Below are 23,295 nucleotides of genomic sequence, written 5' to 3'. Positions count from 1 at the left end.
TATTAGAATACGTAATTAATGGAAGTAGTAACCAGCGTCCCCCTTCTGAACTGGAAAATGGGGCTATCCACCTTTGGGTCCACACTAGTAGATCCGTTCAGGAAAGTGGAGTTTTCGAAAAACCTGTATTGGGCGTTAAAAACATCCTGCATGCCTGCTTTCCAAGCCAACTTTTCGGTGATGTTTTTGCTTATGGTAAGATCCAATGCATGCCTGGGCAACTCGTAAATCGTTGGAAACAAGTAATTTCCCACTGCATAGATACGCTGTCCAAAGATGTTGTAGGCTGCCCCAACCTGAAAACCCTTGGCTTGGTCATCATATACCAACCCTGCATTGATAATATAGGGGGATTGGCCCTGCAAGGGTCGCTTTTGATCCTGAGAAAGGTCTTCCCCTGGCCCAAAATCCACCTCCGATTGGATAATGGAAGCATTCAGGTTTAGCTGGAACCGATTGAGAAAGGAAGAGGTAAACACATCCTGAAAGGATTTCCTAACTTCTATTTCCGCACCATAGTTATAGGCACGTTCTGCGTTGCCATAGGCAAAGCCCGGAGATTCGGTCTGCACGACGATCTTAGCCTCGATCGGGTTGATAAAGTACTTGTAAAACACCCCAAAACTGATGGTTTCGCCGGGTCGCGGATAGGTTTCAAGACGCAAGTCCACATTATGAATATCCGCTACCTTGAGGTCAGGGTTTCCGGTTACAGTGGCTTCCAGTCTAAAATCGTAGTATTGAAAAGGGGCAATTTCCCTAAACTCCGGGCGGTTAATGGTTTTCCCATATCCCAGGCGCAATTGGGTCTTTTCAGTAAAGGTATAGTCCACATTCAAAAAGCCTAAGGGCGAAAAGATGGGGTTACGTATTTCAATGGGGCCGATATCGTTCGCCGAGTTTACCTCCTGAAGATTGTATTCCATCCTAGCACCCCCGGAAAGGTTAAAGTCCCCGACAGGATATATTAATGAAAGGTATCCTGCGCCTAGCAAGTTGGTGGCGTTGTAGCTATCCACAGGCCTGGTGCCTTCTTCTATGACCAAGCCATTGTGCCTTCGGATGTTTTCGGGTGCAAAAATTTGATCCAAGGGAAGGTTTCGGATCTGTTCTCCTATGGCCGGGTCATTGGAACCTCCCGGGTAAAGGTAATTGATGTACCGAGCATCAAAGTTCCGGTTTCTGTACTCCACCAAGTAACCTGTCTTTATTTTACGTGGTCTTTCTTCGGTACCTCCTAAGGTTTTTTCATAATTCACCCCGTTTGAAACACCGTACTCACTCAGGTCTCCCCAATAGCGCCCGGTATCAAAGAGATTGGAGCTTGGCGGCAAAATCATGGTAAAATTGTCCTCACCCGGGCTCCCATCACCAAACTGTACGGTCCTAAACCGCCTCAGATCAGGTTCTACCTCTGAAAGGTAATTAAACCCTGTTACCCAGTTCAGAGAGGATTGGGAGTTGGGAAACTGATGGGTACCCTCCAGTTGGCTGGAATAAATTGTCCTGCTCCTGTACTGGACCATATAGTTTCTTCTCAGGTTTCCGGCAAACTGCTGCATGTCATATCCCTCTCTTAGCATGGTGGTGTTTTCCCCTATTTGGTTAAATAGGTTCTTAAACTCTATCCTATTGAAAGCATTGATTCGGTAATTCCAGTTGGATAGGATGCCAATACGGTTGTCCTTTTCGTACGTGTCATCTACAAATTCAAACCTGCTTAAAATGGGGTTGGACTGGTCCTCCCAGGTGAAATACCTGAAGAAATCCCTAGCATAGCGCTGATAGCTTTGGGAAATATTGAAAGAGGTCACTGTACTTATACTTCCTGGTCCATTAAGGTCGAAATTTTTTCCAAAACTGACTCCTGCGCTGAAATCGGGGATTGCCATGGATTGGGCAGGGACAAAATCGTTTCTCAGGCTTTTGCCTGCGGCCTCCCGCAATTCAGAAAACCTACTGGTGGACTGCAGCTCAGCACTTGAGGGAAAGGAGGAAGGAAGTCTTCTCATGCCATCATCAAAACCCAGTACGTCGGTCCTTGACCCATTGGCTTGATAATAGTCGTTGAAAGTGGTGCCCAACCGAAAGCCCATGCCAAAATTTACAGAAGTAAAATCCTCCGTAAAGGCATTTTTGGTATAAAGCTTAATCAACCCACCTGCAAAATCCCCGGGGTTTTCTGGTGAGCCAGACTTAAAGACCAACATACGGTCAAGGGTTTGAGAAGGGACAAGGTCAAAGGAAAAAGTTCTCCTATCCACCTCTGTGCTAGGTGCTATGGCATTGTTGATCATAACCTGGTTGTACCGTTCGGGTACACCCCTTACCATCACAAATCGGTTGTCCACTATGGTGATACCGGGTACACGACTCATTGCCTGCGCGGCATTACGGTCTTGCGATAGTCGGATCTGTTCGGAGGAAATTCCGCTGACCACATTCAGGGAGCGATGCATTTCTGAGATCACCGCCATTTGGGTGCTGGTTTCCCTGGCGGCAGTTACCACCACTTCCCCAAGTTCATCCGTATCTTCCTCCATTTGCAGTTTCAGGCTGGTCACCTTGTCACTTTCCACCTTTACCCCTTCCAGCTTTATGGATTTAAAGGATATAAAGGAGACTATCAAATTATAGGTGCCAGGTTGGATCTGCCTGATTTCAAACACTCCGTCCAGATCGGTAGCTGCTCCTTGGGAGGTACCTTCTATTAAGATATTTGCCCCTATTATGGTCTCATCGGTGTCTGCGTCCACCACTACTCCCTTTATAATGCCCGTCTGGGCAATCAATTGAGCATTAATGAGGATAAATGCAGCAATTAAGTAAATTTTTTTTGACATAAACACAAAGGATTTCTGAGCGCAAATGTCAACATCCAATATGAATTGGTGAGGTAGTAAAATTTACTAAATTGTTATCCTTAAAGCTTTATGAGTATAGCTTAATTCATGAAAAATTAATATGAAGCAGGGAAAGCAAGGAAATACGTATGAGATTCATTTTCCCGCTAGGTACTTTTTCCGGTATTCTATGGGATTGCAGCCTTTTACCTGCTTGAATTGGCGGGCTATGTTTTTGCTGTCGTTCAGTCCTAAATCCAAGGCGATTTCAAAAATGGTTTCATCCGTTTCCAGTAGCTTCTGCGTGAATTTCTCAATGCGCAGGTTGAAGATATATTTATAGATCGGGTAACCCGTAATTTGCAAAAACCGTTTTTCTAGGGTTCTTCTAGACAGGGGCACTTGTTTCACAACCTCATCCACCTGCAAGTTTTTCTCAATGTTTTTATGGATGAACTTAAGGGTAGAAGCTATATAATCATCATTCGTCGCATAGATATCCGTGGATTGCCTAGTAATGATTTGAGTGGGTTTTACATAAATGTCGTAGTGGTCATCATGTCCATTTTGTATCATATGATCCATCAGTTTGGCGGTATCATAGCCCCCTTTCTCTATGTCCAAGCCGATGCTGGATAGAGGGGGATCAGACAATTCACAAAGCATCTCATCATTATCCACTCCCAATACAGCCACTTCTTCCGGAATCCTGATTTTGTTTTGCTTACACGCCTCGGTTATGTGAAGCCCCTGATTATCGTCACAGGCCATTAGGGCTATAGGTTTAGGCAATGAATGTAGCCACTTGCTCAGGGAGTTGGATTTATAATACCATAGATCTGTGGACCTGGACTTCCTATGTTCAAAATAGTGGACTTTGTAGCCTACCGACTGAATCTTTTCCTCATAGCCTTCAGCCCTTTCCCTGGACCACACGATGTCATTAAACCCATAAAAGGCAAAGTTCCGAAATCCCTTTTGAAGAAAGTAATCCGCCCCCATTTTGCCGGTTTCCCTGTAACTTCCAGTGATATTGGGCAATTCCTTAAACCGCTCCTTAAAATCCTGTGCTATAATGGGCAACTTGGAATCCAAAATCAGTTTGATGTCCATCTCATTGTATAGTTGACCGATGATACCATCTGCCTCCCATTCCCTAGCCCAATCCAAAATCCCTTCTATGCCTATAGTTTCCCTATAATAAAGTGGCATGCGGCAGTAGGACCAAGGCCCCCCCTCAGAGGAATATTTGGATATACCCTTCAGCAGGCTTTTGCTATACTCCTCCGCAAAATCCAACAGCAATATGATTTTATACATTCCCCAAACATTTAAAGGCCTAACTTCGAAACAGCTCCTTGAAGTTTCTCACTGTTGCATTAGTGACCAAAGGCTTGGCCCAAATGCCTATGCTCAGGATATAACCCAAGGTAATGAGTAGGAAAAGCATGGCAAAACGCAACCCAAGCAATTCCGCCAATCCACCCACTATCAATGGAACAACGGCTCCCCCTGCTATACCTGTACATAAAATCCCGGAAAAGGTCCCATGATGGTCCTTCAAGGAATTCAAGGCCAGGGAGAAAATAATGGACCACATCACCGAGGCGAAAAAGCCACAAAGCGGAAATGCCACTATGGCCATTGCAGCCGACCCAAATAAGGCCAGCAGAAGGGATACAATGGCTCCGGAAGTAAAAAAGATCAAAACCTTTCTGGAATCGAAAAACTTCAACAATACCAGTCCCAACAAGCAGCCTATGGTAAGCAAACCCCAAAAGTAGGAGATCACCATTGCTCCTGTGGTGGCTGGGTTTTCACCATGGTAATCCTGCAAAAACTTGGACGCCCAATTGGCCACCCCTTGCTCGGTACCCACGTAGCAGAAAATGCCAAAGAAATAAAGAAGCACCGTCTTATTGGCCAAAAGCTCTTTGAGCGTACCCCCCACATCCACTTTTTCATCCTCCTTAAGCTCCACCGTTGGAAATCTCACCATGAAAATCACAACAACCATTACCAGGGCAATGATGGCAAAAACCCAATATAAGGAAACCCATTTCAGGTTTTCAGGTACCAGGCCATTCAGTATAGAAATGATAAAGGAGGTGTCATCCGTGTGCATATTGGTCACCAGATAACTATAAAGCATGGGACTAAGGAAACTGGCCGCCCCAAATGCAAGCTGTCCCAATACCGAATTGAAGGCAAAATGCTTTTCCCCTCCCGCTGTCCTCAACAAGGGGTTGATCACCACCTGTAGCATGGCCATACCTACGCCTATCATAAAAAGGGAAGACAATGCCACACCAAAACTTGGAATAACCGCAAATATCATTGCCCCCAAAAAAGCGATGAAAAAGGCTGCAAGCAAAACCTTCTTTTCCTTGAACCTATCCACCAGCAGTCCCGAAGGGATGGACATCACCGCATAGGCCACAAAGAAGGAGAAAGGCAAAAAGCCGGCAAGTCCAATGCTCAGGGTAAAACTATCGATGATATCCGGGATTATGGGACCCAGGATATTGGTCAAAAAGGAGATTACAAAGAAAATGAGAATGATGAGGGCAACAATAAATAGGTCCTTTTTCATGTGTTTATATTTTCTTTTCAACGGTCACATAGCCTGCCCCGGACTCGCTTCGGGGGAATCTCGCAACGATAATCATCCCGGTGTGTGACGTGCTCGTCATGCTCGATTTCATCTGTTTATAATTTGTTTTTCAGCGGTCAGATGGAATGCCCAGATTAATCATCCCCCTGTGTGAGAATAATTTCTCATGGGCATTTCATATGTTTATAATTGTCTTTTCAGCGGTCACATAGCCTGCCCCTGCCTGCCCCGAACTTGCTTCGGGGGAATCTCGCATGTTCTATAATCATTCCAGTGTGTGACGTTTCCGTCATGCCTGACTGCCGTCCAGGCAAGCACGATTTCATTGTATAGCAATGGATTTGGTGTGATTAGCATTTTGACTTTAGCGGTATATACTTCCGATACTTTACCCTGACACTACATGGCCTGAATACTCATGAGACTACCCCGCTAATATACTCCAATGAGAGATCCACCAAAGCGGCAGCCCCCAGGAGTGCTATGTTTTCGTTTTTGGATACCAATATTTTCAATTTCTTTATGGACTCAGGGTAAATAAAATTAGTGAAGGTCTGCTCCATGCTTTCCTTGAAAAACTCGAAGGCCTTAGCCAAAGAACCACCAATAATGATGGCCTGGGGATCGTAGGTATAAAGCACAGCTTGCACGGCTGCACCAAAATGTACGCCGAATTCATTCCAATGGGACAAGGCTTTGGGATCTCCGGCTTTGGCCGCCTTGTAGGCATCTAAAGCTGTAGTACCATGAAAACTGCTGAAAAAATTGCCGCTGGCATAATACTCAATATTTTGATCCTTATAAGGCAAGAGCCCAATTTCGCCTGCTCCACAATTTACGCCTGCAAAAAGCTTATTGGCAATAATCACCCCCGAGCCCAGTCCGGTACCTATGGACATCCCCACCAGGCAACTAAATGGCATCCCCTCTCCGAATTTGTGTTCCCCTAAGGCAAAACAGTTTACGTCATTGTTCACAAATACCGGAAGGTTAAACTCCTTTTGCAATATATCCTTAAGCGGTACCCGCTCCCAGGAGGGGATATTGGTGACATTATATACGATGCCCTTTTCTACATCTACCACAGAGGGCACACCAATACCTATGCCTTGCACCTTATGTTTAGTAAGGGGATGTATAAACTGCATTACCTGATCCAGGGTAGAGGACAGACTGTCCTTATCCTTGAGTAATGCTTTGGTCTGGTGAATGATTTCACCATCCTTTTCAATCCCTACTTGAATTTTTGTGCCTCCTAGATCAATTCCTATGTTCATTTTTTATCAGCAGGTGAAAGTTTAATAAAAAATTAACCAACAAATATATTTAACTGGATCCTGATAACCCAAGAATATCAAGACTAATCGCCTGTCTTGCATTCTGAAAATCAGGTATTTCAATTTTTTCCTAAGCTTCTTGTCGTAATTTAAATACAATTATGCATAGCTAATGGACTATTGAGATGCTGATTTTTTTTATTCATGATTTTTTAAAGGTGACCATTTTTCTCCGAAAACTCCCGATTATCCACCATATTGTCGCCTTGTCTAAAAACTGTAATTTGAACCCTAAATTTGCGGATAGCCTAGATGAAGTTTTCTTGCGTATTATAAGCTAAAAAGACAAAAAAAATTATTGGCCAGCAGGATTTTCAACGTTTATGGAATATAGATAGCCAGTTTGGGGTATTGGCAAATTTTGACACCAGATACACGTGCTGAAGTTGCCCATTCAAATGATGAGATTCTTCCCCCCCCATTAATGGGGGGCAGGAATTTAGGGGTCATGTGATCCCTTCTCAGGCAAAACCAAATGTTAAAATTGCTTAGATTCCACAAGTGGAAGGACTTTTACGTCATATTATAGTAATTTTGAGGTAAAGTCTTTCTGGGGCTTAGGTATTAAATTTGAAGATTAGATAACCAGTTAATTATAATTTATCCTATTGAAATCGAGCATGTCGTAGGCGACGCATGGAGGGATGCCCCGGATAGCGGGGCTATCTGGACCGGGCAGTCAGGGACAAGCTACCTGCCTGACGGCATTCAGGTCTGACCATTGAAATACAAATATAAACATATGAAATCGAGCATGACGCAAGCGACGCACGGAGGGATGATTAAGATTGCGAGATTCCATGTGGCAAATAAAAATCAATTATAAACACATGAAAAGGAGAGACTTCTTCAGAAACGGCCTATTTGCTTCTCTTGGCGCATCCGCCTTGGGAACGGGAATGGCCTATGGAAAAAACGGATTTTCAACACAACGCAAGGCGGCCAAAAATATCATTTTCTTGGTAAGTGACGGAATGAGCACAGGCACCTTGAACATGGCTGACCTGTTGGTTCGGCAAAAAGAGGGAAGGGGAAGTCACTGGATTGACCTTTATAGAAGCAACAAGGGAAAAAGAGCCCTGATGGATACTGCTTCTGCCAATTCATTTGTTACCGACTCTGCAGCCGCCGGTAGCTCCTGGGGTGGAGGAATGCGGGTAAACAACGGTGCATTAAACGTAGGCCCCAACGGAGAGAAGCCCGTGCCTATTTTACAAAAGTTCAAGTCTGCCGGCAAATCCGTAGGCTGCGTTACCTCAGTACAAATTACCCATGCCACACCGGCTTCCTTCTGCGTAAACGAGGAAAGCAGGGGAAGTATGGAGGCAATTGCCGAGACCTACCTGGATTTGAAGTTTGATGTGATGATGGGTGGAGGAGATGAGCTCTTCAACAAGGAAAAGAGGAAGGACAAGAGGGATCTTTACGCTGATTTCAAAAAATCCGGCATTCAGGTGGCCAAAAGCAAGGACGACTTGAAAAGCCTTACCACAGATGCTCCGGTTTTAGGTGTGTTTAGTGAAGGAGGTCTTCCCTATGCTGTGGACAGGGAGAGTGATGCGGACTTGAAAAAAACCGTGCCTTCCATGTATGACATGACCAAGTCGGCTATCGACATCCTGAAAAAGAACCCAAAGGGATTCGCCATGCAAATAGAAGGCGGCAAAGTGGACTGGGCAGCACATGCCAATGATGCGCCTGCACTCTTGTATGACCAAGTGGACTTTGACCTGGCCTTGGGCTACGTATTGGACTTTGCAGAAAAAGATGGAGAAACCCTGGTGATCATAACCACGGATCATGGAAATGCCAATCCTGGTTTGTTTTCCGGCAACTATGAGGGTAAATTCTCCAACTTGTATACTACCACAAGATCCAATGAATGGCTACTTAACCAACTTACCGGTGAAAACACGCCTTCCCAGGTGCAAGACCTTTTTGAATCCTATCAAGGAATAAAGCTTAAGGCAGAGGAGGCCAAGTCCATTTTAAAGGATTATCAAAATGTCAACGAAGAAGGGCTGTACGACTCTGGTAAAATCCCAAATCACCTTTTGGCTAGTCTCCAAAGCTCCTATACCGGAATCGGATGGGCAGGCACCAGCCATTCAGGCGATTTTGTAGAGCTCGCCATGTATGGGCCGGGGAGTGAAAGCTTGCCCCCCTTTATAGAGAATTACAAACTCCATGGCTTTATGCTAGAAGCAGCAGGAGTGTATGGCTTAGCCCTTGCTTATTAAGATGAAGTTTCAACTCATTAAGGAGGCAGGCCAAAAAAGCCTGCCTTTTTTGTTGTATGGAAAGCTGCTGCTCAATATTCTAGCGAATAATCCACTTTCTTTGGGTAGCCTTTTTTAATTTAGCCTTAGTATTTAGGTAAATCCTTGAAACGATCACCGAAAAACCAAAAATATAATAACTATGAATTCAGCAATTAATGCACGTTATACTGCCATTTTACTATTGGCGATAGGCATGAGCCTTTCACTAATAGGGCAGGCCATTGCCCAAAACGAACCCCTGGGTATCTTTCTCACCTGGAAAGAAGACCCCACCAGTTCCATAAGCATAGACTGGCACTTGGAAAGCGATGCTCATCAAACCCTTCATTACCGAAAAAAAGGAGAAGAAACCTGGAAAGGTGCCGATTGCGAGAGGGCGGACTTCCCCCATACCCCAAGAACCATCCACAGGGTATTCTTGAATGGGCTGGAACCCGGCACTTCCTATGAGATAAAATTTGGAGAGGACCAAAAAGTGTATTATTTCAATACCATGCCTGCGGATATTGCCAAAGAACCCATTCGCATTGCCATTGGGGGTGACTCCATGCATGAGCAGGAGTGGATGGAAAACATCAACAGGCAGGTGGCCCGTTTTGACCCGCATTTTGCGGTAATTGGGGGAGACCTTGCTTATGCAAACGGGGATCCAAAAAACATAGACAGGTGGTACCGGTGGTTTGATGCAGTAAAAAACACCCTAATCAAGGAGGACGGTAGAATCATCCCCCTTTTGGTGGGAATTGGAAACCATGAGGTTCAAGGTGGCAATTTCACCAAGCATGATGACTTTAACTTTGATGATGAAAGCAGAGCTAGGATTGCTCCCTTTTACTATTCTCTATTTTCCTGGCCCAATCAGCCCGGCTATGGGGTGCTGGACTTTGGGGACTATTTAAGCTTTTTCTTGTTGGACTCCGACCATACTAACCCCGTGGATGGGGAGCAGTTGGAATGGTTTAGGCGGGAAATAGCCATAAGGAGTGATAAAAGCCACATCATCACCCTATACCATGTTCCTGCCTACCCATCGGTAAGGGATTTTAACGGTACCATTCAAACAAGGGTAAGGGAACTTTGGCTACCCATTATAGAAAAGGCAGGAGGTAAACTGGTGTTCGAAAACCATGACCATGCCTACAAACGTACTTACCCCATCAAGAACAACGAGATCCACCAAGATGGCATCGTCTTTATTGGGGATGGTTCCTGGGGCACCAAGCCTAGGGAAATCCATGATCCAGAGTCCACATGGTACCTGGACAATGCCAAATCTGTAAGGGCTTTTACTTTGGTTACCATCCATGGCCCTGCCTATCATATAATTTCAGTAGACGAAGACGGCAACATCATAGATTCCTATCCTGAGAATCCCCTTATCGAAAAATAAATGACAGCGAAAAACAACTATTTGGCTACAGTTCTAGTACTGCTATTGGCCTGTTTCTCTTGTGCCAAGGATAACAAAAACAACCAGTCCGATAAGTTGGACAATGAATCAATGAGTTTGGAAACCAAAGTTTACGAACATGTTTTCGGGGACGATAGGCCCTTCGACCAATGCCACGCCTCTACCCTCACCAGTTTGGGGGATGGCACTTACATGTTGGCATGGTTTGCCGGATCCCACGAAAAGCACGATGATGTGGGTATATGGACTACCCATGGAAAGCCAGGGAACTGGTCGGAGCCAAAAATGACGGCTAAGATCAGGGAGGACCCCCATTGGAATCCCGTGTTGTTTTTGGACCCAGAAGGAAAGCTGCATCTGTATTTCAAGGTGGGAAAGGAGATAGATGACTGGGAAACCTGGGTGCAAAGCTCAGAAGACAATGGCAAAACCTGGACCGAAGCCAGTGAACTTGTGCCCGGGGACAAAGGTGGTAGAGGGCCTGTAAGAAACCACATGCTGGTGCTCTCGGATGGCACCTGGCTGGCTCCTGCTTCCCTTGAGAAGGACAAGGTCTGGGATGTGATCGTGGATAGAAGTGAAGACAAGGGTAAATCCTGGGAGGCTACCGAAAAACTGAAGCTGGACAGGAGCCAAATTACCGAAGAGGGAGTAATTCAACCTGCCCTTTGGGAGTCAAAGCCCGGACATGTACATATGTTGATGAGAAGCTCCTCTGGGCAAATAGCCAGAAGTGATTCCGAGGATTATGGGAAGACCTGGTCTCCCATCGTGGAAACCGACTTGCCAAACAACAACAGCGGCATAGACGTTGCACAAATAGATGGGGAAAAAATTGCCTTGATCTACAATCCTGTTTCTGGGAATTGGGGAAAGCGCTATCCCATCACGGTTGCTATTTCATCAGATAATGGCAAAACCTGGCCCCTTAAATACAACATAGAGGAGGGCGAGGAGGAAGATGACGAACTCAGCTACCCCGCTATTATCTACGAAGATGGCCATTTGGTGGCTTGTTACACTTGGAATAGGCAAAGGATTGCTTTTTGGAAAGGAAAAGTGGATTAAACCATTCCATTAAATTATATACAATCGAGCATGACGCAAGGGACTCACAGAAGGATAACCCCGAAGTGAGTTCCCAGTTCCCGATAGCTATTGGGACGGGTCAGGGCTGGCAAAGTCAAGCTATACCATCATTAAGAAACAATTATAAACATATGAAATCGAGCATGACGAGCACGTCACACACTGGGATGATTATCGTTGCGAGATTCCATATGACCGCTGAAAAGAAATTATAAACATATGAAACTAATCGGATTTTTAATTTTCATCATGGGGACGCTAACTCAAGTGGCATTGGCACAGGACACCTACGCAGAAAAATTAGGATACCCAAGCGGTACTAAAGTAGTTATTTTCCATGTGGACGATGCTGGAATGTCCTATGAATCGAACATGGGCACCATTTCTTCCATAGAAAAAGGGGTGGCTACTTCTTGTAGTATTATGATGCCTTGCCCTTGGTCGGCTTCTTTTACTAAATACGCCATAGATGAACCCATGGATGCAGGGGTTCATTTGACACTGACTTCGGAATGGAAAGACTATAGGTGGCACCCGGTGGCGGGTAAATCCAACGTCCCCAGTCTTGTGGATAAAGAGGGTGCTTTATGGCACTCCGTGGAACAGGTCATTCAACATGGGGATCCGGAAGATGTGGAGAAAGAAATCAGGGCGCAAATCGATAGGGCAAGGACATTGGGTCTGATACCCACCCATTTGGATAGCCATATGGGAACCCTGTTTTACCACGAGCCATTTCTGGAAAAGTACATCAAGGTAGGAGCTGAATTGGGAATCCCCGTGATGTTTCCGGGTGGAAACAACAAATTGCTGAAAAGCTCCATGTTGGCCAATCAGATCAAGAACCTAAAAAAAGAAGGAAAATACAAGGAGGGAATGGAATTACCGGAACCCGAATTGCTAAAAAAAACCAGGGCGGTAGGGGATAAAATCTGGGCTTCCGGACTTCCTGTTTTGGATGACCTCCACTCCATCAGTGGAAGTTGGAAACCCGAGGGTGAGCCCAGTATGGAGGAATGGGGCAGTTACAAGACAGCCCAATTCAAAGAAATCCTGGAGGAAATGGAGCCTGGATTGGCCATGATCATCATTCACAGTATCGAACATCCGGATACTTTCAGTAGATTTAGTGGTTCGGGAGAATCCAGATATGCAGACAACCTGTCCATGATGGATCCGGAGCTAAAGGCCTACATCGATCAGGAAGGGATTCTACTAACCACCTGGAAGGAAGTAATGCAGAGAAGACGGAAGGTTAAGTAAACGAAAATTAATGTATAGTTGCAGATTTTTATTAATAGCTGTCCTTATGTGCATCAGCCAATTGCTACATGCCCAGGGGCAGATTGTGCCAAAGGAGACGGCGGTGGAAATGGAGGATTTGATTTTTCCCCTTCAGGGGGAACATGTGCACTCCAGCAGCTTGGTTCAACTACCGAGTGGAGACCTCTTGGTGGCTTGGTTTCAAGGATCTGGTGAAAGGACTGCCGACGACGTAAGGATTATGGGAGCCAGGTACAGAGCTAGGGAAAAAACCTGGGGAAGCCCCTTTCTTCTGGCAGACACCCCAAATTTACCCGATTGCAACCCTGTCTTGTTCCTCAATAATTCCGGAAAGCTTTTCCTGGTCTGGATTGCCGTGCAAGCCAACAGATGGGAACAATCCATCTTAAAGGTGAGAACATCCACCAACTACCAAAACGCAGGTGCTCCCATTTGGGAATGGCAGGATAATATCCTATTAAAACCCGGGGAGGAATTTGAAGAGGAAGTCGCAAAGAAATTTAAGGAGTTGCCTTCTCATGGGGCCGGATGGGCAGAGTATGCTCCTCCCTATGACCGGATGATCATTGAGGCAAGTAAGGACAGCAAAAAAACCAGTATCGGTTGGATGCCAAGGATCAAACCTTTGCTACTTCCTTCGGGTAGAATACTTTTGCCCTTGTATTCTGACGGCTTCAATTTATCCCTGATGGCGATATCAGATGATGATGGAGAAACCTGGCTTCCCAGCTTGCCCTTAGTGGGAAGGGGGCCTATTCAGCCTGCCTTGGCCCTGGAGGAAAACGGGGACATTGTAGCCTATCTCAGGGATTCTGGGGACGCCCCTTCCAGGGTACATGAAAGTATTTCCAAAGATAATGGAATGACCTGGTCTGCCTCGGAAAAAACAGAAATCCCCAATACTGCCAGTGTGGAACTAGCAAGGCTGAGGTCGGGGTATTGGGCTTTTCTCGGAAACGACATCGAGGATGGTCGATATAGGATGGCCTTATATCTCTCCGGCAACAACCGACAATCCTGGATGAGAAAAATATATCTGGAAAACGAAGACCCTGGGGAAGGTGGATATAGTTATCCAAGCATGTTTGAAGACGAAAACGGGAAACTGCATATCACCTATTCCTACCACCCCAGTAAAGACCAAAAATCCATAAAGTACCTAGTGGTGGATCCCCGAAAAATGATCAGGAATTGAAAAAACTAAAAATAGTTGAAAATTTAACAAAGACGTAATGGCCCTCTTTGCGAAAGAAGGCGTATTACTGATGAGTGATTTCAAATCCTTAAGAAGGTTAGAATCGCTTAAGTAGTTAGGTTAGGTAAGTTTTGTCCGCTCATGGCCCTGTGCCGGGGCGGACAAATTTATTATAAGCTAATCCGACTATGCCAAAATGTGCTGTATTCTATTTAGGTTATGAAACCGAGCCTGTCCTGACGGCAGTCAGGGCATGAGGAGCACGTCACACACTGGGATGCCCCGATAGCTATCGGGGAGATGCGAGATTCCCCCGAAGCAAGTTCCCCGAATCGAGTTCGGGGCAGGCAGGGGCAGGCTATGTGACCGTTGAAAAGAAAATATAAACACATGAAAAATTCACTATCCGTTTTTGGAGTATTCATGCTCCTTTTGTGCCTTAGCCACATAGCTCAAGGACAATCCAAGCATCAGGACGAACCCTTTAGGCAGGAAATCGCAATCAAGTTTCCCGGGAGTGACTCCCACTTAAAAAAGGTGTTTGCTGACCGGAACGGCACCATACAACTCATTGGACAGGAAGGCCTACACCGACCAACGGCAGGTGCGTTTTTATATCCCGGGAAAATTGTAACAGACAAAAGCTACCTGCCCATGAAAGACAAGGACATTCGGGACATGGACGTCTACAGGCAACAGTTTGTATATTTGACAGACCAGGCCGTGCTCAGCAACGCTTGGGCAGGCTCACTGTACATTCCTCATGACATGCCTAGCGCATCCTTTTTCAAGGGTGGAAAGGATTTTTCCTTTTTGGTGACGGACGGCAACAAACTTGCCTATTACGCGGATTCTTCCAAGGTATGGGAAAAAGACTGGAACAATGATCCTATCCTAGAATTACTTTTTGTGGAGGACAGGGAAAAATTCTATGTCCTCTCCGGAAACACATTGACGGAGATTGACCCTGATAAGCAAATCCTAAAAGGACTGTACCAAGGACCTGGTCTAAAAAGCATGGACTGGGATCCCTCCAAAAACCAGCTCATCTTGGCCACAGGTGACGGGTATTTTTATGTGGACCCAGTATCCGGCAGCCAAGTCGGCAATAAAGAAACCCGCCTGCCTTGGCCGGAACTTACCAATATAAAGGTGATAAATGGAAATCTCTGGTTTGGGTCACAAAGGGGGGCTTTTATGCAACGGGAGGATGGTAAGTACAATTACTATTATGGTGAACGTTGGCTCCCCGGAGAAAAAGTCACCCATATCTTTCCTGGAGGGGATGATGCCGTGTTGATCCTTACAGATGGAGGCTTGGGAAAACTCCAGTTTTTCGAACAGACCCTTCATAAAAAAGCGGAGTTTTTTGACAAACAAGTGAGAGAACGGCATATACGATATGGTTTTAACGCCAGCTTGGTGGATATGGAAAACGGCAATTTCGACCAGGGAAGGCTTGGGGATTCCGACAATGACGGTTTATGGACCTCCATGTACCTTGCTGGGGAGGCCTTCAGATACGCGGTTTCCGGGGAGGAAGAGGCACTTCAAAATGTACAAGAATCCTTGGATGCCATGGAGAGGCTGTTTACCATCAACCCCGTTGAGGGGTTTCCTTCCAGGTCCTTTGCCAGAAGGGGTTATATCGACGTACTCGCAGACCCTGAGCGTTGGCAGCATGCCAGCCACCCAGAATGGGACTGGAAGGCTACGACCAGCAGCGATGAGGCCATAGGCCATGCATTCGTCTTTGGCGTAATCGCCGAAATCGTGGAAGATGAGGAAATCAAACAACAAGCCATTGCCCTTCTGGATGGTATGATGCAGCATATCGTGGACAATGACTGGTACCTGATCGACTATGACGGGGAACCGACATTGTGGGGCAAGTGGCATCCCGACTATGTCAATGCATTCCCCACCATAGTGGGCGACCGTAAGCTCAACAGTTCCAATATCATCGCCATGTTACAGACTGCCTTTCATTTCACCGGAAAGGAAGTCTATAAGGAGAAGGCTTTTATGTTGATGAACGATCACGGATACCTGGACAACTTAATGCGCCCCATGGAAGAAATAGGAAAGGCACAAGAAGGTACCGATGAATGGGCAGAGATGTTGTCGGAGTCATGGAACCATTCGGACGACGAGATGTATTTCCTGGGTTACTGGGGGCTGTATAGGTACGCCTTTAATGATACCTTGAAGGCAAAATACAAAGAAGCCATCATGGACCACTGGGAAGCAGAGCGCCCCGAAAAAGATGGGCTTTGGAATATTTTCACGGCCTTGGTTTCACCGGACAATTTCGATTTGGAAGAAGCCATCTGGTATCTTCAGGAATATCCTTATGATCTGGTGAACTGGACGATGAGAAACAGCCATAGAAGGGACATCGAACTTCTGGAAGAAAACTTCAGGCGGCAAAGCACCAAGGAAGTCTTGCCTCCAGATGAACTCCCCATTCGCAGGCATAATGCCAACCGGTTTGGGTTGAATGGGGGTAACGGCGGCAGATCGGAAAACAGCGCAGGGGACATATGGCTTTTGCCCTATTGGATGGGCCGCTATTTAGACGTAATTTCAGCACCACAAGAATAAATCATGCAATTTCTATCCAAAATTAAAGAAGGAAAACCCGTTTACGGTACTTGTATCACCTCCTTTAACCCCTTGTGGCCAAAAGTATGGAGAGGCACAGGACTGGACTTTGTGTTTTTGGATACGGAGCATATCGCCTTGGACAGGGTTCAGGTTTCACATATTTGTCAACAACTTCTGGGGGACGGAATTTTCCCCATTGTGAGGATACCCAGTCCGGATCCATTTCGGGCCTGCCAGATGATCGATGCGGGTGCGAAGGGAATTGTGGCTCCCTATCTGGAATCAGAGTCACAGATCAGGCAACTGGTGGGAGCGGTGAAATACCGACCCCTGAAAGGAGAAAAGTTAGAAGAGCTATTGGAAGAAAAAGGCAAACTTCCGGATTTCTTGTCCGAGTATATACAATCCCATAACAAGGGGAATTTTTGTATCGCCAACATAGAAAGTGTGCCGGCAATGGAAAGGCTGGACAAGCTGCTTTCTGTGGAGGGACTGGATGCAGTATTTATAGGGCCCCACGATTTATCCATAAGTATGGGGATTCCTGAGAAATACGACCATCCTGATTTTGAACAGGCAGTAAAGGAGATCCTTCGCACATGTAAAAATAGGGGGCTTGCTGTGGGCATCCACTTTTCGGAAAGTCCAGAAAGACAGGTGAAATGGATGAAAGAGGGTGTGAATATGGTCATTCACTCCTCCGATTTCGCTTTATTTTACCAACGTCTTCAATCGGATATGAAAAGGATAAGGACCTCGCAGGGAGAAAGCCTATCCGATGAAACAGGGCCTGACGCCATTTAATACCAATCAACATAGGTAATCCATGACACGAATTACAGAACAATCCTCCATATATAGACATTTGGAAAAAATGTCGGTAGAGGAACTCACTACCAACATCAACAAAGAGGATCAAAAAGTGGCCTTGGCCATAGAAAAGGAGCTTCCCCAGATAAACACCGTGATCAAAAAAATCGTGGAACAACTCCGTGCTGGAGGGAGGTTGTTTTACCTGGGCGCGGGCAGTGGGGGTCGCTTATCAGTATTGGATGCCATAGAGCTTCCTACTACCTATGGCATCCCCAAGGGAATGGTGAAGGTAATCTTGGCGGGTGGCGTGGATCGCCTGATAGAAGCCAGGGAAGAAGAGGAGGATGATAAAGAGGCGGGGTGGAAAGCCCTTTCGGAACAAGAAATTTCTTCCAAGGATTTCGTGTTGGGTATCTCTGCCAGCGGAACTACTCCTTTTGTGCTATACACCTTAAAAAGGTGCAAAGAAAATGGGGTACCCACAGGATGTTTGGTCAGCAATCCGGACTCCCCAATTGCTGCTCAGGCAGATTTGCCCATTGAGGTGATCACCGGGCCGGAATTCGTGACGGGCAGCACCCGGATGAAATGCGGTACAGCCCAAAAAATGATTTTCGACATGATTAGCACCACTACCATGATTCAGTTGGGGCGAGTGGAGGACAACAAAATGGTAAACGTGATACTCATCAATGAAAAAATCATTGACCGAAGCGTGAAGATGTTAATGGAAAGGTCAGGAATAACCGACTATGCAGAGGCCAAAAGAATCCTGATGGAAAAAGGGTCGGTGAGGAAAGCATTGGAGGGGCTGACCTAGTAGGTAGGCTAGAAATAAGACTCCTTTCTATCCTAGAATACCTTTAAATTTTAATCACCATTAATCCCATTTTCAGGCTGTTCCTTTAATTTTTAGAATTGAAATCATTTTATTTTTTTAGTTTTATAAAGATTCTTGTATTTAAAACTAAAACAATTTTCAGAATGAACGCTTCCAATCACCATTTGAGCAGAAGAAAATTTTCTACCCTTTTAGCTAAAGGCTTTCTTGGGACAGTAGGGATGGGTTTTCTTCCCGCTTCAATTTTGGAAGCCAGGGAGAGTGCTCCTGCTATGACAATCACAAAAATTGAAGGAATAAGGTTTAATCCCGATATCAAAATCGGTGGGGGATCCGGCGGAGCGGATGGAGCTGAATTCTTTTGGGTAAGGCTACACACCGATCAGGGAATTGTGGGTATTGGAGAAACCTATCCCTTTTCCAATGGTGAATTGGGTGCCTTAAAAGACTATTCAAGGTTATTAATTGGGAGGGATCCCAGGGACATTGACGGAATCTGGAAAAGGATGTACCACGATATGTCCATGAGAAATGCGGGAGGGGCAGATATGCGGATACTGAGTGCGGTTAATATGGCACAGTTGGATATTTTGGGAATTGCCACAGGGCAACCTCTCTATAGGCTGCTTGGGGGGAAAAGCCGGGAGCAGATCAAAGTGTATAACACGGTGACCGATTACTGGGCTATCAATGATATGAAAATGGCCTCTGATACCCCTGCCATTACCCGTTTTCTGCTTGACAGGGGCATCAAGGCTATGAAGATTTACCCCTTTGAGCAATCGAGAGGGCCCTATATCACACATGGTGAGATCGAGCGGGGATTGGATTGGATCCGGGAAATCCGGGAAGAGGCTGGGATGGACATGGACATTTGTATCGATTGTTGGGGAAGGTATGATTTGGCAAGTGCCAAGCGGATTGCCAAGGCATTAGAACCCTATAACATACTTTACATGGAAGATGTCATGCTTATGAATAATGCGAAGGCTTATGCTTCCCTAGTGCAAGAAACGTCAGTTCCCATTTGCCACAGCGAAACCCTTGCCACCAGGTACGAATACCGGGAGTTTTTGGAACTTGGGGCTTGCGATGTGGTCATGTTTGACCTTTCCTGGTGCGGAGGAATTACGGAGGCAAAAAAAATTTCAGACTTCGCTGACACCTATCTGATTCCAGTTTCCCCCCATACCGCAGGTGGTCCTTTGCTTTGGGCAGCATCCACGCATCTTATGACGGCAGTTCCCAATTTCATGATTATGGAAAGTAATTACTGGAAATATTCCCATCAATACCCCTATTTTATAGAGGATATCCCTACCCCTGTAAATGGATATGTAGTGGCACCAGAAAAGCCGGGACTGGGAGTTACCATACGTGAAGAACTATTCACTAGTGGAGATGCCATAATTGAGACCATTGCTGAGAAATAAGCAATATTACGGTTAAACGAGCGGCTCAAGCTTTCCTATTGATTGTTTGGTAAATCTATTTTAAATGCTTGTTTTTTAGCACATAAATATTAGGCCTCTGAGGTTTTTTCATCCCGGCCCCCAAGAAATAATCCGTATGTGGGGGTTGGTTATAGGCCACATTTTGCCAGGCAATGCTCAATCTGTAATGAGGGTTGTGCATAAGGGTATAAAGCCGATGTTCTGAGGGAATTGGGGTAGAAAATATCCGCAATTCCTTTCCGTCCTCTGTCCTGGCCAGCAGTTCCTCCCTCCAGTCGCCCAAAATATCGGCCGAAAGGCAAGGGTTGGATTTGGTGCCGTTGTTTTTAAGAAGCTGAAAATTCTCCCCGGTAAATATGCGCTTGGAAGTTTCCTGCTCATAATCCCATTTGTCTATGTTCACACCATCCAGCAATTCCCTGAGTAAATCCCCGTCCCACCATATTGCCATATTACAGGAGGAAGGGCGTTGACTGGAAATCTCCTCGCCTTTTACATTCCATAGGCCGGACAAACCCTCCCCCAATGCCCAACATTCATGGCCTTCATGCCTAGGGTCTATGTCTATGGATAACCCCCTTCCCACATCCTCGGAGGGAAATGACCACAGTACCTCCCCGGTAAGGGCATCCCTCAGGTTAGCAGCATGAGGGTGCTCAGCCCTCTCGTGAATCCCAAAAACCTCCAGACCCTCTCTGGTAGGATCGATGTTAGTAACATGCATAGCATCCCCATGTCCCAAGCCGGAGGAGTAAAGCCCTGTACCATCATTGTCCAACACCATGGAGCCAAAAACGATTTCATCTTTTCCATCCCCATCCACATCAGCTATGCTAAGACTGTGGAAACCTTGGCCTGCATAGGCCAGGTGTTCCGGATTACCATCATGGGAATCAAAAACCCACTCCTGGTAAAGTTCCCCATCCCTCCAATTCCAAGCGGCAATTACGGTACGGGTATAATAGCCCCTGCTCATGATCAAACTTGGGCTTTCCCCATCCAGGTAGGCAATGCCGGCTAAAAACCGGTCCAGGCGGTTGCCATATCCATCCCCCCAAATTTCTTTCATTTGTTCAGGGCTTGGGTCTTGGGTTTCTGGATGCCTGCTGGGCACATAATCCACCGTGGACATGGCTGCACCCGTTTCACCATTAAATACGGTCAGGAATTCCGGACCCTCCAAAATATATCCGTCTTTGTTACGGTGATCCGCAGAGGCATCTCCGATGATTTTCCCCACACCATCCCTGCTGCCATCAGCGGTCTTGCAGGCAACTTCAGCCTTACCATCCCCATCTAGGTCATATACCATAAACTGAGTGTAATGGGCACCCTCTCTGATATTTTTACCCAGGTTGATTTCCCACAAGAAATCCCCGGCAAGTGTATAGGCATGAAGGATAGGCTCATCGGTAAACCCCTTATGGGAGTTGTCGTGCGCTTTGCCTGTCATATGTATTACGATTTCATACTTCCCATCCCCTGTCAGGTCTCCGACTGATGCATCGTTGGGGGTATAACCATCGGGAGTTCGCAGGGGTATGGAAAGGTATTCCTCTTCCCAAGGGGAAACAGGCATAGTTTCATCTAGCATTTCATCTCCAGCATGGGCGCTTACAAAATATGTAATTCCTTGTTGATCCGCTTTTGTCCAAAAATTGGTTCGGTCAGTGATGGATTCCGCATTAAGCCTACGTTTTTCCCCGGAAGGAGAAAGGGCATAGATATTAAAGCCTACTTCTTCAGGATCCGTGCCCAGCATGCGCCAACTCAGTAATACTCCATCTTCAGAGGGCACTCCTACCAATCCCCGATCCAGGTGCTCCATCTGACGTTGGGCGAAACCAGTTTGAAAAGAAAACAAAAGTAAGAGGAGATAGATAAGTAAAATTGTTGTCTGTTTCGGTAATTCTGTTGGGAATGTTTGCATTATACACTTTCCAGGTTGTCCATGAATACAAAAGAGAACCTAATGGCTATAATCTCACGGGTTTTTCTGAATTTTTTTCAGAACCACTGTTTTTAATATATTTAGGGGTCTAAAAGTTTGATAAAAGAAAGAGGAACCCTATGTTTATGGTATATACCGGAGCGAATCCGAAATGAACAATAAAGCCAAAACACCTATTCCGGTTAAGGATCAAATAATGTGTCTATTTGTCAAACGCCGAATTCCTGCCTTCGCATGTTTCCTTGTGCTGGCTTGTTTTTTGTCTTGCCAAAATCAACAAGAGCAAGCCCAAATTACATTCAAGCATGACTATGAAATAGCAATGCTTTGGGGGGAGATGGCTTTAGATTTGACCCAACATACTCCTGGCAATTCACCTACCTTTGCCAGCCGTGCCTTTGGCTATTTTGGCTTGACCATGTATGAGTCAGTAGTGCATGGCAATGAGCACAAAAGGTCTCTTGCCTCCCAACTTAATGGATTAGAACAACTTCCCTCTCCCGAACGAAATACCTCCTACAATTGGAAGATCTCCCTCAATGCCGGACAGGCTTTTATCCTAAAAAATATTTATCAGCAAGCCTCTGAAGAATATGTATACAAAATCGACTCCTTATGCGAGTTGGTGTTGCATTCACTTTCTAAGGATGAGGAAAGGGAGGTTATAGAGAGGTCTGTGGATTTTGGGCAGCGAATCGCCAATTCCATATTTGAGTGGTCCATGGACGATGGGGGACACAGAGGTTATTTGAAGAATTTCGACACCAATATGCAGCAAAAAGCAGGTCAAGGGCACTGGAGACCACCGTTTTTTGCCCAAACCATCAGTCGGTTGCCTTTGCACCCCTACTGGGGAGAAAACCGTACATTTCTTTCCGCCAACGCTGAATGGGCAGTCCCTGCATTTTTACCCTACGATACTTTAGTGGAATCTGATTATTACCAAACTTTCTATGAGGTCTACGAAAGCAATACACAGCTCACTCAAGAAGAAAAGGAAATAGCCATGTGGTGGAATGATGATCCCACTGATACATTCACCCCACCCGGGCATTCCTATTACTTGGTAAACTTAGTATTGGAGCAAAAAAAACCTGACCTGGTCACTGCTGCGGAAACCTACGCCCGTGTGGGGATGGCCGTAGCGGATGCCTTTACCGTTTGCTGGAGGATGAAGTACCATTACTACTCCGAAAGGCCTTCCACCTATGTTTTCGAAAATATCGATGATGAATGGGAGCCATTTTGGCCCGATCCCCCTTTTCCCGCATTTCCATCCGGACATGCTACCCAAGCGGGGGCTGTGGCCACTGTTTTTGCCGGACTCTACGGAGACGAAATATCCTTTGTGGATAATGCCCATTCAGGAAGAAAAAGGGACAAACTCCGTAACGTTGATTATAAGGAAAGGAGCTTTAATTCTTTTTGGGAGGTGGCTGTAGAAACAGCATATTCTAGGTTTCTGGGAGGAATTCATGCCCAAATTGACAACGAAGTGGGATTGGAAGAAGGAAGGAAAGTAGGAAATCATATCAATGCGCTGAAATGGGACAAGTAAGGAATAGGTTTGTGAG

Annotated in this window: 15 protein-coding genes; 10 read left to right on the top strand and 5 right to left on the bottom strand. The window is 45.8% G+C overall.

Annotation, left to right across the window (positions count from 1 at the left end):
- Nucleotides 1-2 precede the first annotated feature (2 nt).
- The 4 genes from DB520_RS05085 to DB520_RS05070 all read right to left on the bottom strand — a co-directional run bounded on the left by DB520_RS05085 (nucleotide 3) and on the right by DB520_RS05070 (nucleotide 6,734).
- Nucleotides 3-2,843 carry a TonB-dependent receptor gene (locus tag DB520_RS05085; RefSeq protein WP_114748520.1) on the bottom strand — a complete coding sequence of 947 codons (2,841 nt, stop codon included), beginning with the start codon at nucleotides 2,841-2,843 and terminating at the stop codon, nucleotides 3-5.
- A gap of 156 nt (nucleotides 2,844-2,999) precedes the next feature.
- Nucleotides 3,000-4,163 carry a DNA-binding transcriptional regulator gene (locus DB520_RS05080; protein ID WP_114748519.1) on the bottom strand — a complete coding sequence of 388 codons (1,164 nt, stop codon included), beginning with the start codon at nucleotides 4,161-4,163 and terminating at the stop codon, nucleotides 3,000-3,002.
- A gap of 19 nt (nucleotides 4,164-4,182) precedes the next feature.
- Nucleotides 4,183-5,436 (bottom strand): sugar MFS transporter, encoded by a 1,254-nt coding sequence (locus tag DB520_RS05075; protein ID WP_114748518.1) that lies wholly within the window; start codon nucleotides 5,434-5,436, stop codon nucleotides 4,183-4,185.
- A gap of 437 nt (nucleotides 5,437-5,873) precedes the next feature.
- The gene (locus tag DB520_RS05070) at nucleotides 5,874-6,734 is read right to left on the bottom strand and encodes an ROK family protein (RefSeq protein ID WP_114748517.1); all 861 of its coding nucleotides are present in this window, start codon (nucleotides 6,732-6,734) and stop codon (nucleotides 5,874-5,876) included.
- An 890-nt stretch (nucleotides 6,735-7,624) separates the two neighbouring features.
- Between DB520_RS05070 and DB520_RS05065 the strand changes: the two genes are divergently transcribed.
- The 9 genes from DB520_RS05065 (at nucleotide 7,625) to DB520_RS05025 (ending at nucleotide 19,749) form a co-directional block, all read left to right on the top strand.
- Nucleotides 7,625-9,034: an alkaline phosphatase gene (locus DB520_RS05065; protein WP_114748516.1), complete on the top strand. Its 1,410-nt coding sequence runs from the start codon at nucleotides 7,625-7,627 to the stop codon at nucleotides 9,032-9,034.
- A 181-nt stretch (nucleotides 9,035-9,215) separates the two neighbouring features.
- Nucleotides 9,216-10,466 carry a fibronectin type III domain-containing protein gene (locus DB520_RS05060; RefSeq protein WP_114748515.1) on the top strand — a complete coding sequence of 417 codons (1,251 nt, stop codon included), beginning with the start codon at nucleotides 9,216-9,218 and terminating at the stop codon, nucleotides 10,464-10,466.
- Nucleotides 10,467-11,555, top strand: coding sequence for a sialidase family protein (locus tag DB520_RS05055; RefSeq protein ID WP_114748514.1), 1,089 nt, complete (start codon nucleotides 10,467-10,469; stop codon nucleotides 11,553-11,555). It abuts the gene before it with no gap.
- A 240-nt stretch (nucleotides 11,556-11,795) separates the two neighbouring features.
- A complete protein-coding gene (locus tag DB520_RS05050) occupies nucleotides 11,796-12,839 on the top strand; it encodes a polysaccharide deacetylase family protein (RefSeq protein WP_114748513.1) in 1,044 nt (347 codons plus the stop codon).
- Between the two features lie 46 nt (nucleotides 12,840-12,885).
- Nucleotides 12,886-14,055 carry a sialidase family protein gene (locus tag DB520_RS05045; RefSeq protein WP_114748512.1) on the top strand — a complete coding sequence of 390 codons (1,170 nt, stop codon included), beginning with the start codon at nucleotides 12,886-12,888 and terminating at the stop codon, nucleotides 14,053-14,055.
- A gap of 390 nt (nucleotides 14,056-14,445) precedes the next feature.
- Nucleotides 14,446-16,659 carry a hypothetical protein gene (locus tag DB520_RS05040; RefSeq protein ID WP_114748511.1) on the top strand — a complete coding sequence of 738 codons (2,214 nt, stop codon included), beginning with the start codon at nucleotides 14,446-14,448 and terminating at the stop codon, nucleotides 16,657-16,659.
- 3 nt (nucleotides 16,660-16,662) lie between these two features.
- Nucleotides 16,663-17,466 carry an HpcH/HpaI aldolase family protein gene (locus DB520_RS05035; RefSeq protein WP_114748510.1) on the top strand — a complete coding sequence of 268 codons (804 nt, stop codon included), beginning with the start codon at nucleotides 16,663-16,665 and terminating at the stop codon, nucleotides 17,464-17,466.
- 22 nt (nucleotides 17,467-17,488) lie between these two features.
- Nucleotides 17,489-18,295 carry an N-acetylmuramic acid 6-phosphate etherase gene (locus DB520_RS05030; RefSeq protein WP_114748509.1) on the top strand — a complete coding sequence of 269 codons (807 nt, stop codon included), beginning with the start codon at nucleotides 17,489-17,491 and terminating at the stop codon, nucleotides 18,293-18,295.
- A gap of 164 nt (nucleotides 18,296-18,459) precedes the next feature.
- A complete protein-coding gene (locus tag DB520_RS05025) occupies nucleotides 18,460-19,749 on the top strand; it encodes a mandelate racemase/muconate lactonizing enzyme family protein (RefSeq protein WP_114748508.1) in 1,290 nt (429 codons plus the stop codon).
- A 55-nt stretch (nucleotides 19,750-19,804) separates the two neighbouring features.
- On the opposite strand, the gene DB520_RS05020 is transcribed toward DB520_RS05025, so the two are convergent.
- Complete coding sequence (locus tag DB520_RS05020; RefSeq protein ID WP_198675232.1) at nucleotides 19,805-21,700, bottom strand: rhamnogalacturonan lyase; 1,896 nt, start codon at nucleotides 21,698-21,700, stop codon at nucleotides 19,805-19,807.
- Between the two features lie 172 nt (nucleotides 21,701-21,872).
- On the opposite strand from DB520_RS05020, the gene DB520_RS05015 reads away from it, so the two are divergent.
- The gene (locus DB520_RS05015) at nucleotides 21,873-23,279 is read left to right on the top strand and encodes a vanadium-dependent haloperoxidase (RefSeq protein WP_232834846.1); all 1,407 of its coding nucleotides are present in this window, start codon (nucleotides 21,873-21,875) and stop codon (nucleotides 23,277-23,279) included.
- Nucleotides 23,280-23,295: the final 16 nt, after the last annotated feature.

The organism is Pleomorphovibrio marinus (genome assembly GCF_003347495.1).
Taxonomy (GTDB): Bacteria; Bacteroidota; Bacteroidia; order Cytophagales; family Cyclobacteriaceae; genus Pleomorphovibrio; species Pleomorphovibrio marinus.
The sequence above is the reverse complement of the archived record's forward strand: the minus strand, read 5'-3'. Positions and strand labels throughout refer to the sequence as shown.

Bases quoted from the DNA above. Each gene is read 5' to 3' on its own strand.
- DB520_RS05085 (WP_114748520.1), bottom strand. From the start codon at position 2,843: ATGTCAAAAAAAATTTACTTAATTGCTGCATTTATCCTCATTAATGCT.
- DB520_RS05080 (WP_114748519.1), bottom strand. From the start codon at position 4,163: ATGTATAAAATCATATTGCTGTTGGATTTTGCGGAGGAGTATAGCAAA.
- DB520_RS05075 (WP_114748518.1), bottom strand. From the start codon at position 5,436: ATGAAAAAGGACCTATTTATTGTTGCCCTCATCATTCTCATTTTCTTT.
- DB520_RS05070 (WP_114748517.1), bottom strand. From the start codon at position 6,734: ATGAACATAGGAATTGATCTAGGAGGCACAAAAATTCAAGTAGGGATT.
- DB520_RS05065 (WP_114748516.1), top strand. From the start codon at position 7,625: ATGAAAAGGAGAGACTTCTTCAGAAACGGCCTATTTGCTTCTCTTGGC.
- DB520_RS05060 (WP_114748515.1), top strand. From the start codon at position 9,216: ATGAATTCAGCAATTAATGCACGTTATACTGCCATTTTACTATTGGCG.
- DB520_RS05055 (WP_114748514.1), top strand. From the start codon at position 10,467: ATGACAGCGAAAAACAACTATTTGGCTACAGTTCTAGTACTGCTATTG.
- DB520_RS05050 (WP_114748513.1), top strand. From the start codon at position 11,796: ATGAAACTAATCGGATTTTTAATTTTCATCATGGGGACGCTAACTCAA.
- DB520_RS05045 (WP_114748512.1), top strand. From the start codon at position 12,886: ATGTGCATCAGCCAATTGCTACATGCCCAGGGGCAGATTGTGCCAAAG.
- DB520_RS05040 (WP_114748511.1), top strand. From the start codon at position 14,446: ATGAAAAATTCACTATCCGTTTTTGGAGTATTCATGCTCCTTTTGTGC.
- DB520_RS05035 (WP_114748510.1), top strand. From the start codon at position 16,663: ATGCAATTTCTATCCAAAATTAAAGAAGGAAAACCCGTTTACGGTACT.
- DB520_RS05030 (WP_114748509.1), top strand. From the start codon at position 17,489: ATGACACGAATTACAGAACAATCCTCCATATATAGACATTTGGAAAAA.
- DB520_RS05025 (WP_114748508.1), top strand. From the start codon at position 18,460: ATGAACGCTTCCAATCACCATTTGAGCAGAAGAAAATTTTCTACCCTT.
- DB520_RS05020 (WP_198675232.1), bottom strand. From the start codon at position 21,700: ATGCAAACATTCCCAACAGAATTACCGAAACAGACAACAATTTTACTT.
- DB520_RS05015 (WP_232834846.1), top strand. From the start codon at position 21,873: ATGAACAATAAAGCCAAAACACCTATTCCGGTTAAGGATCAAATAATG.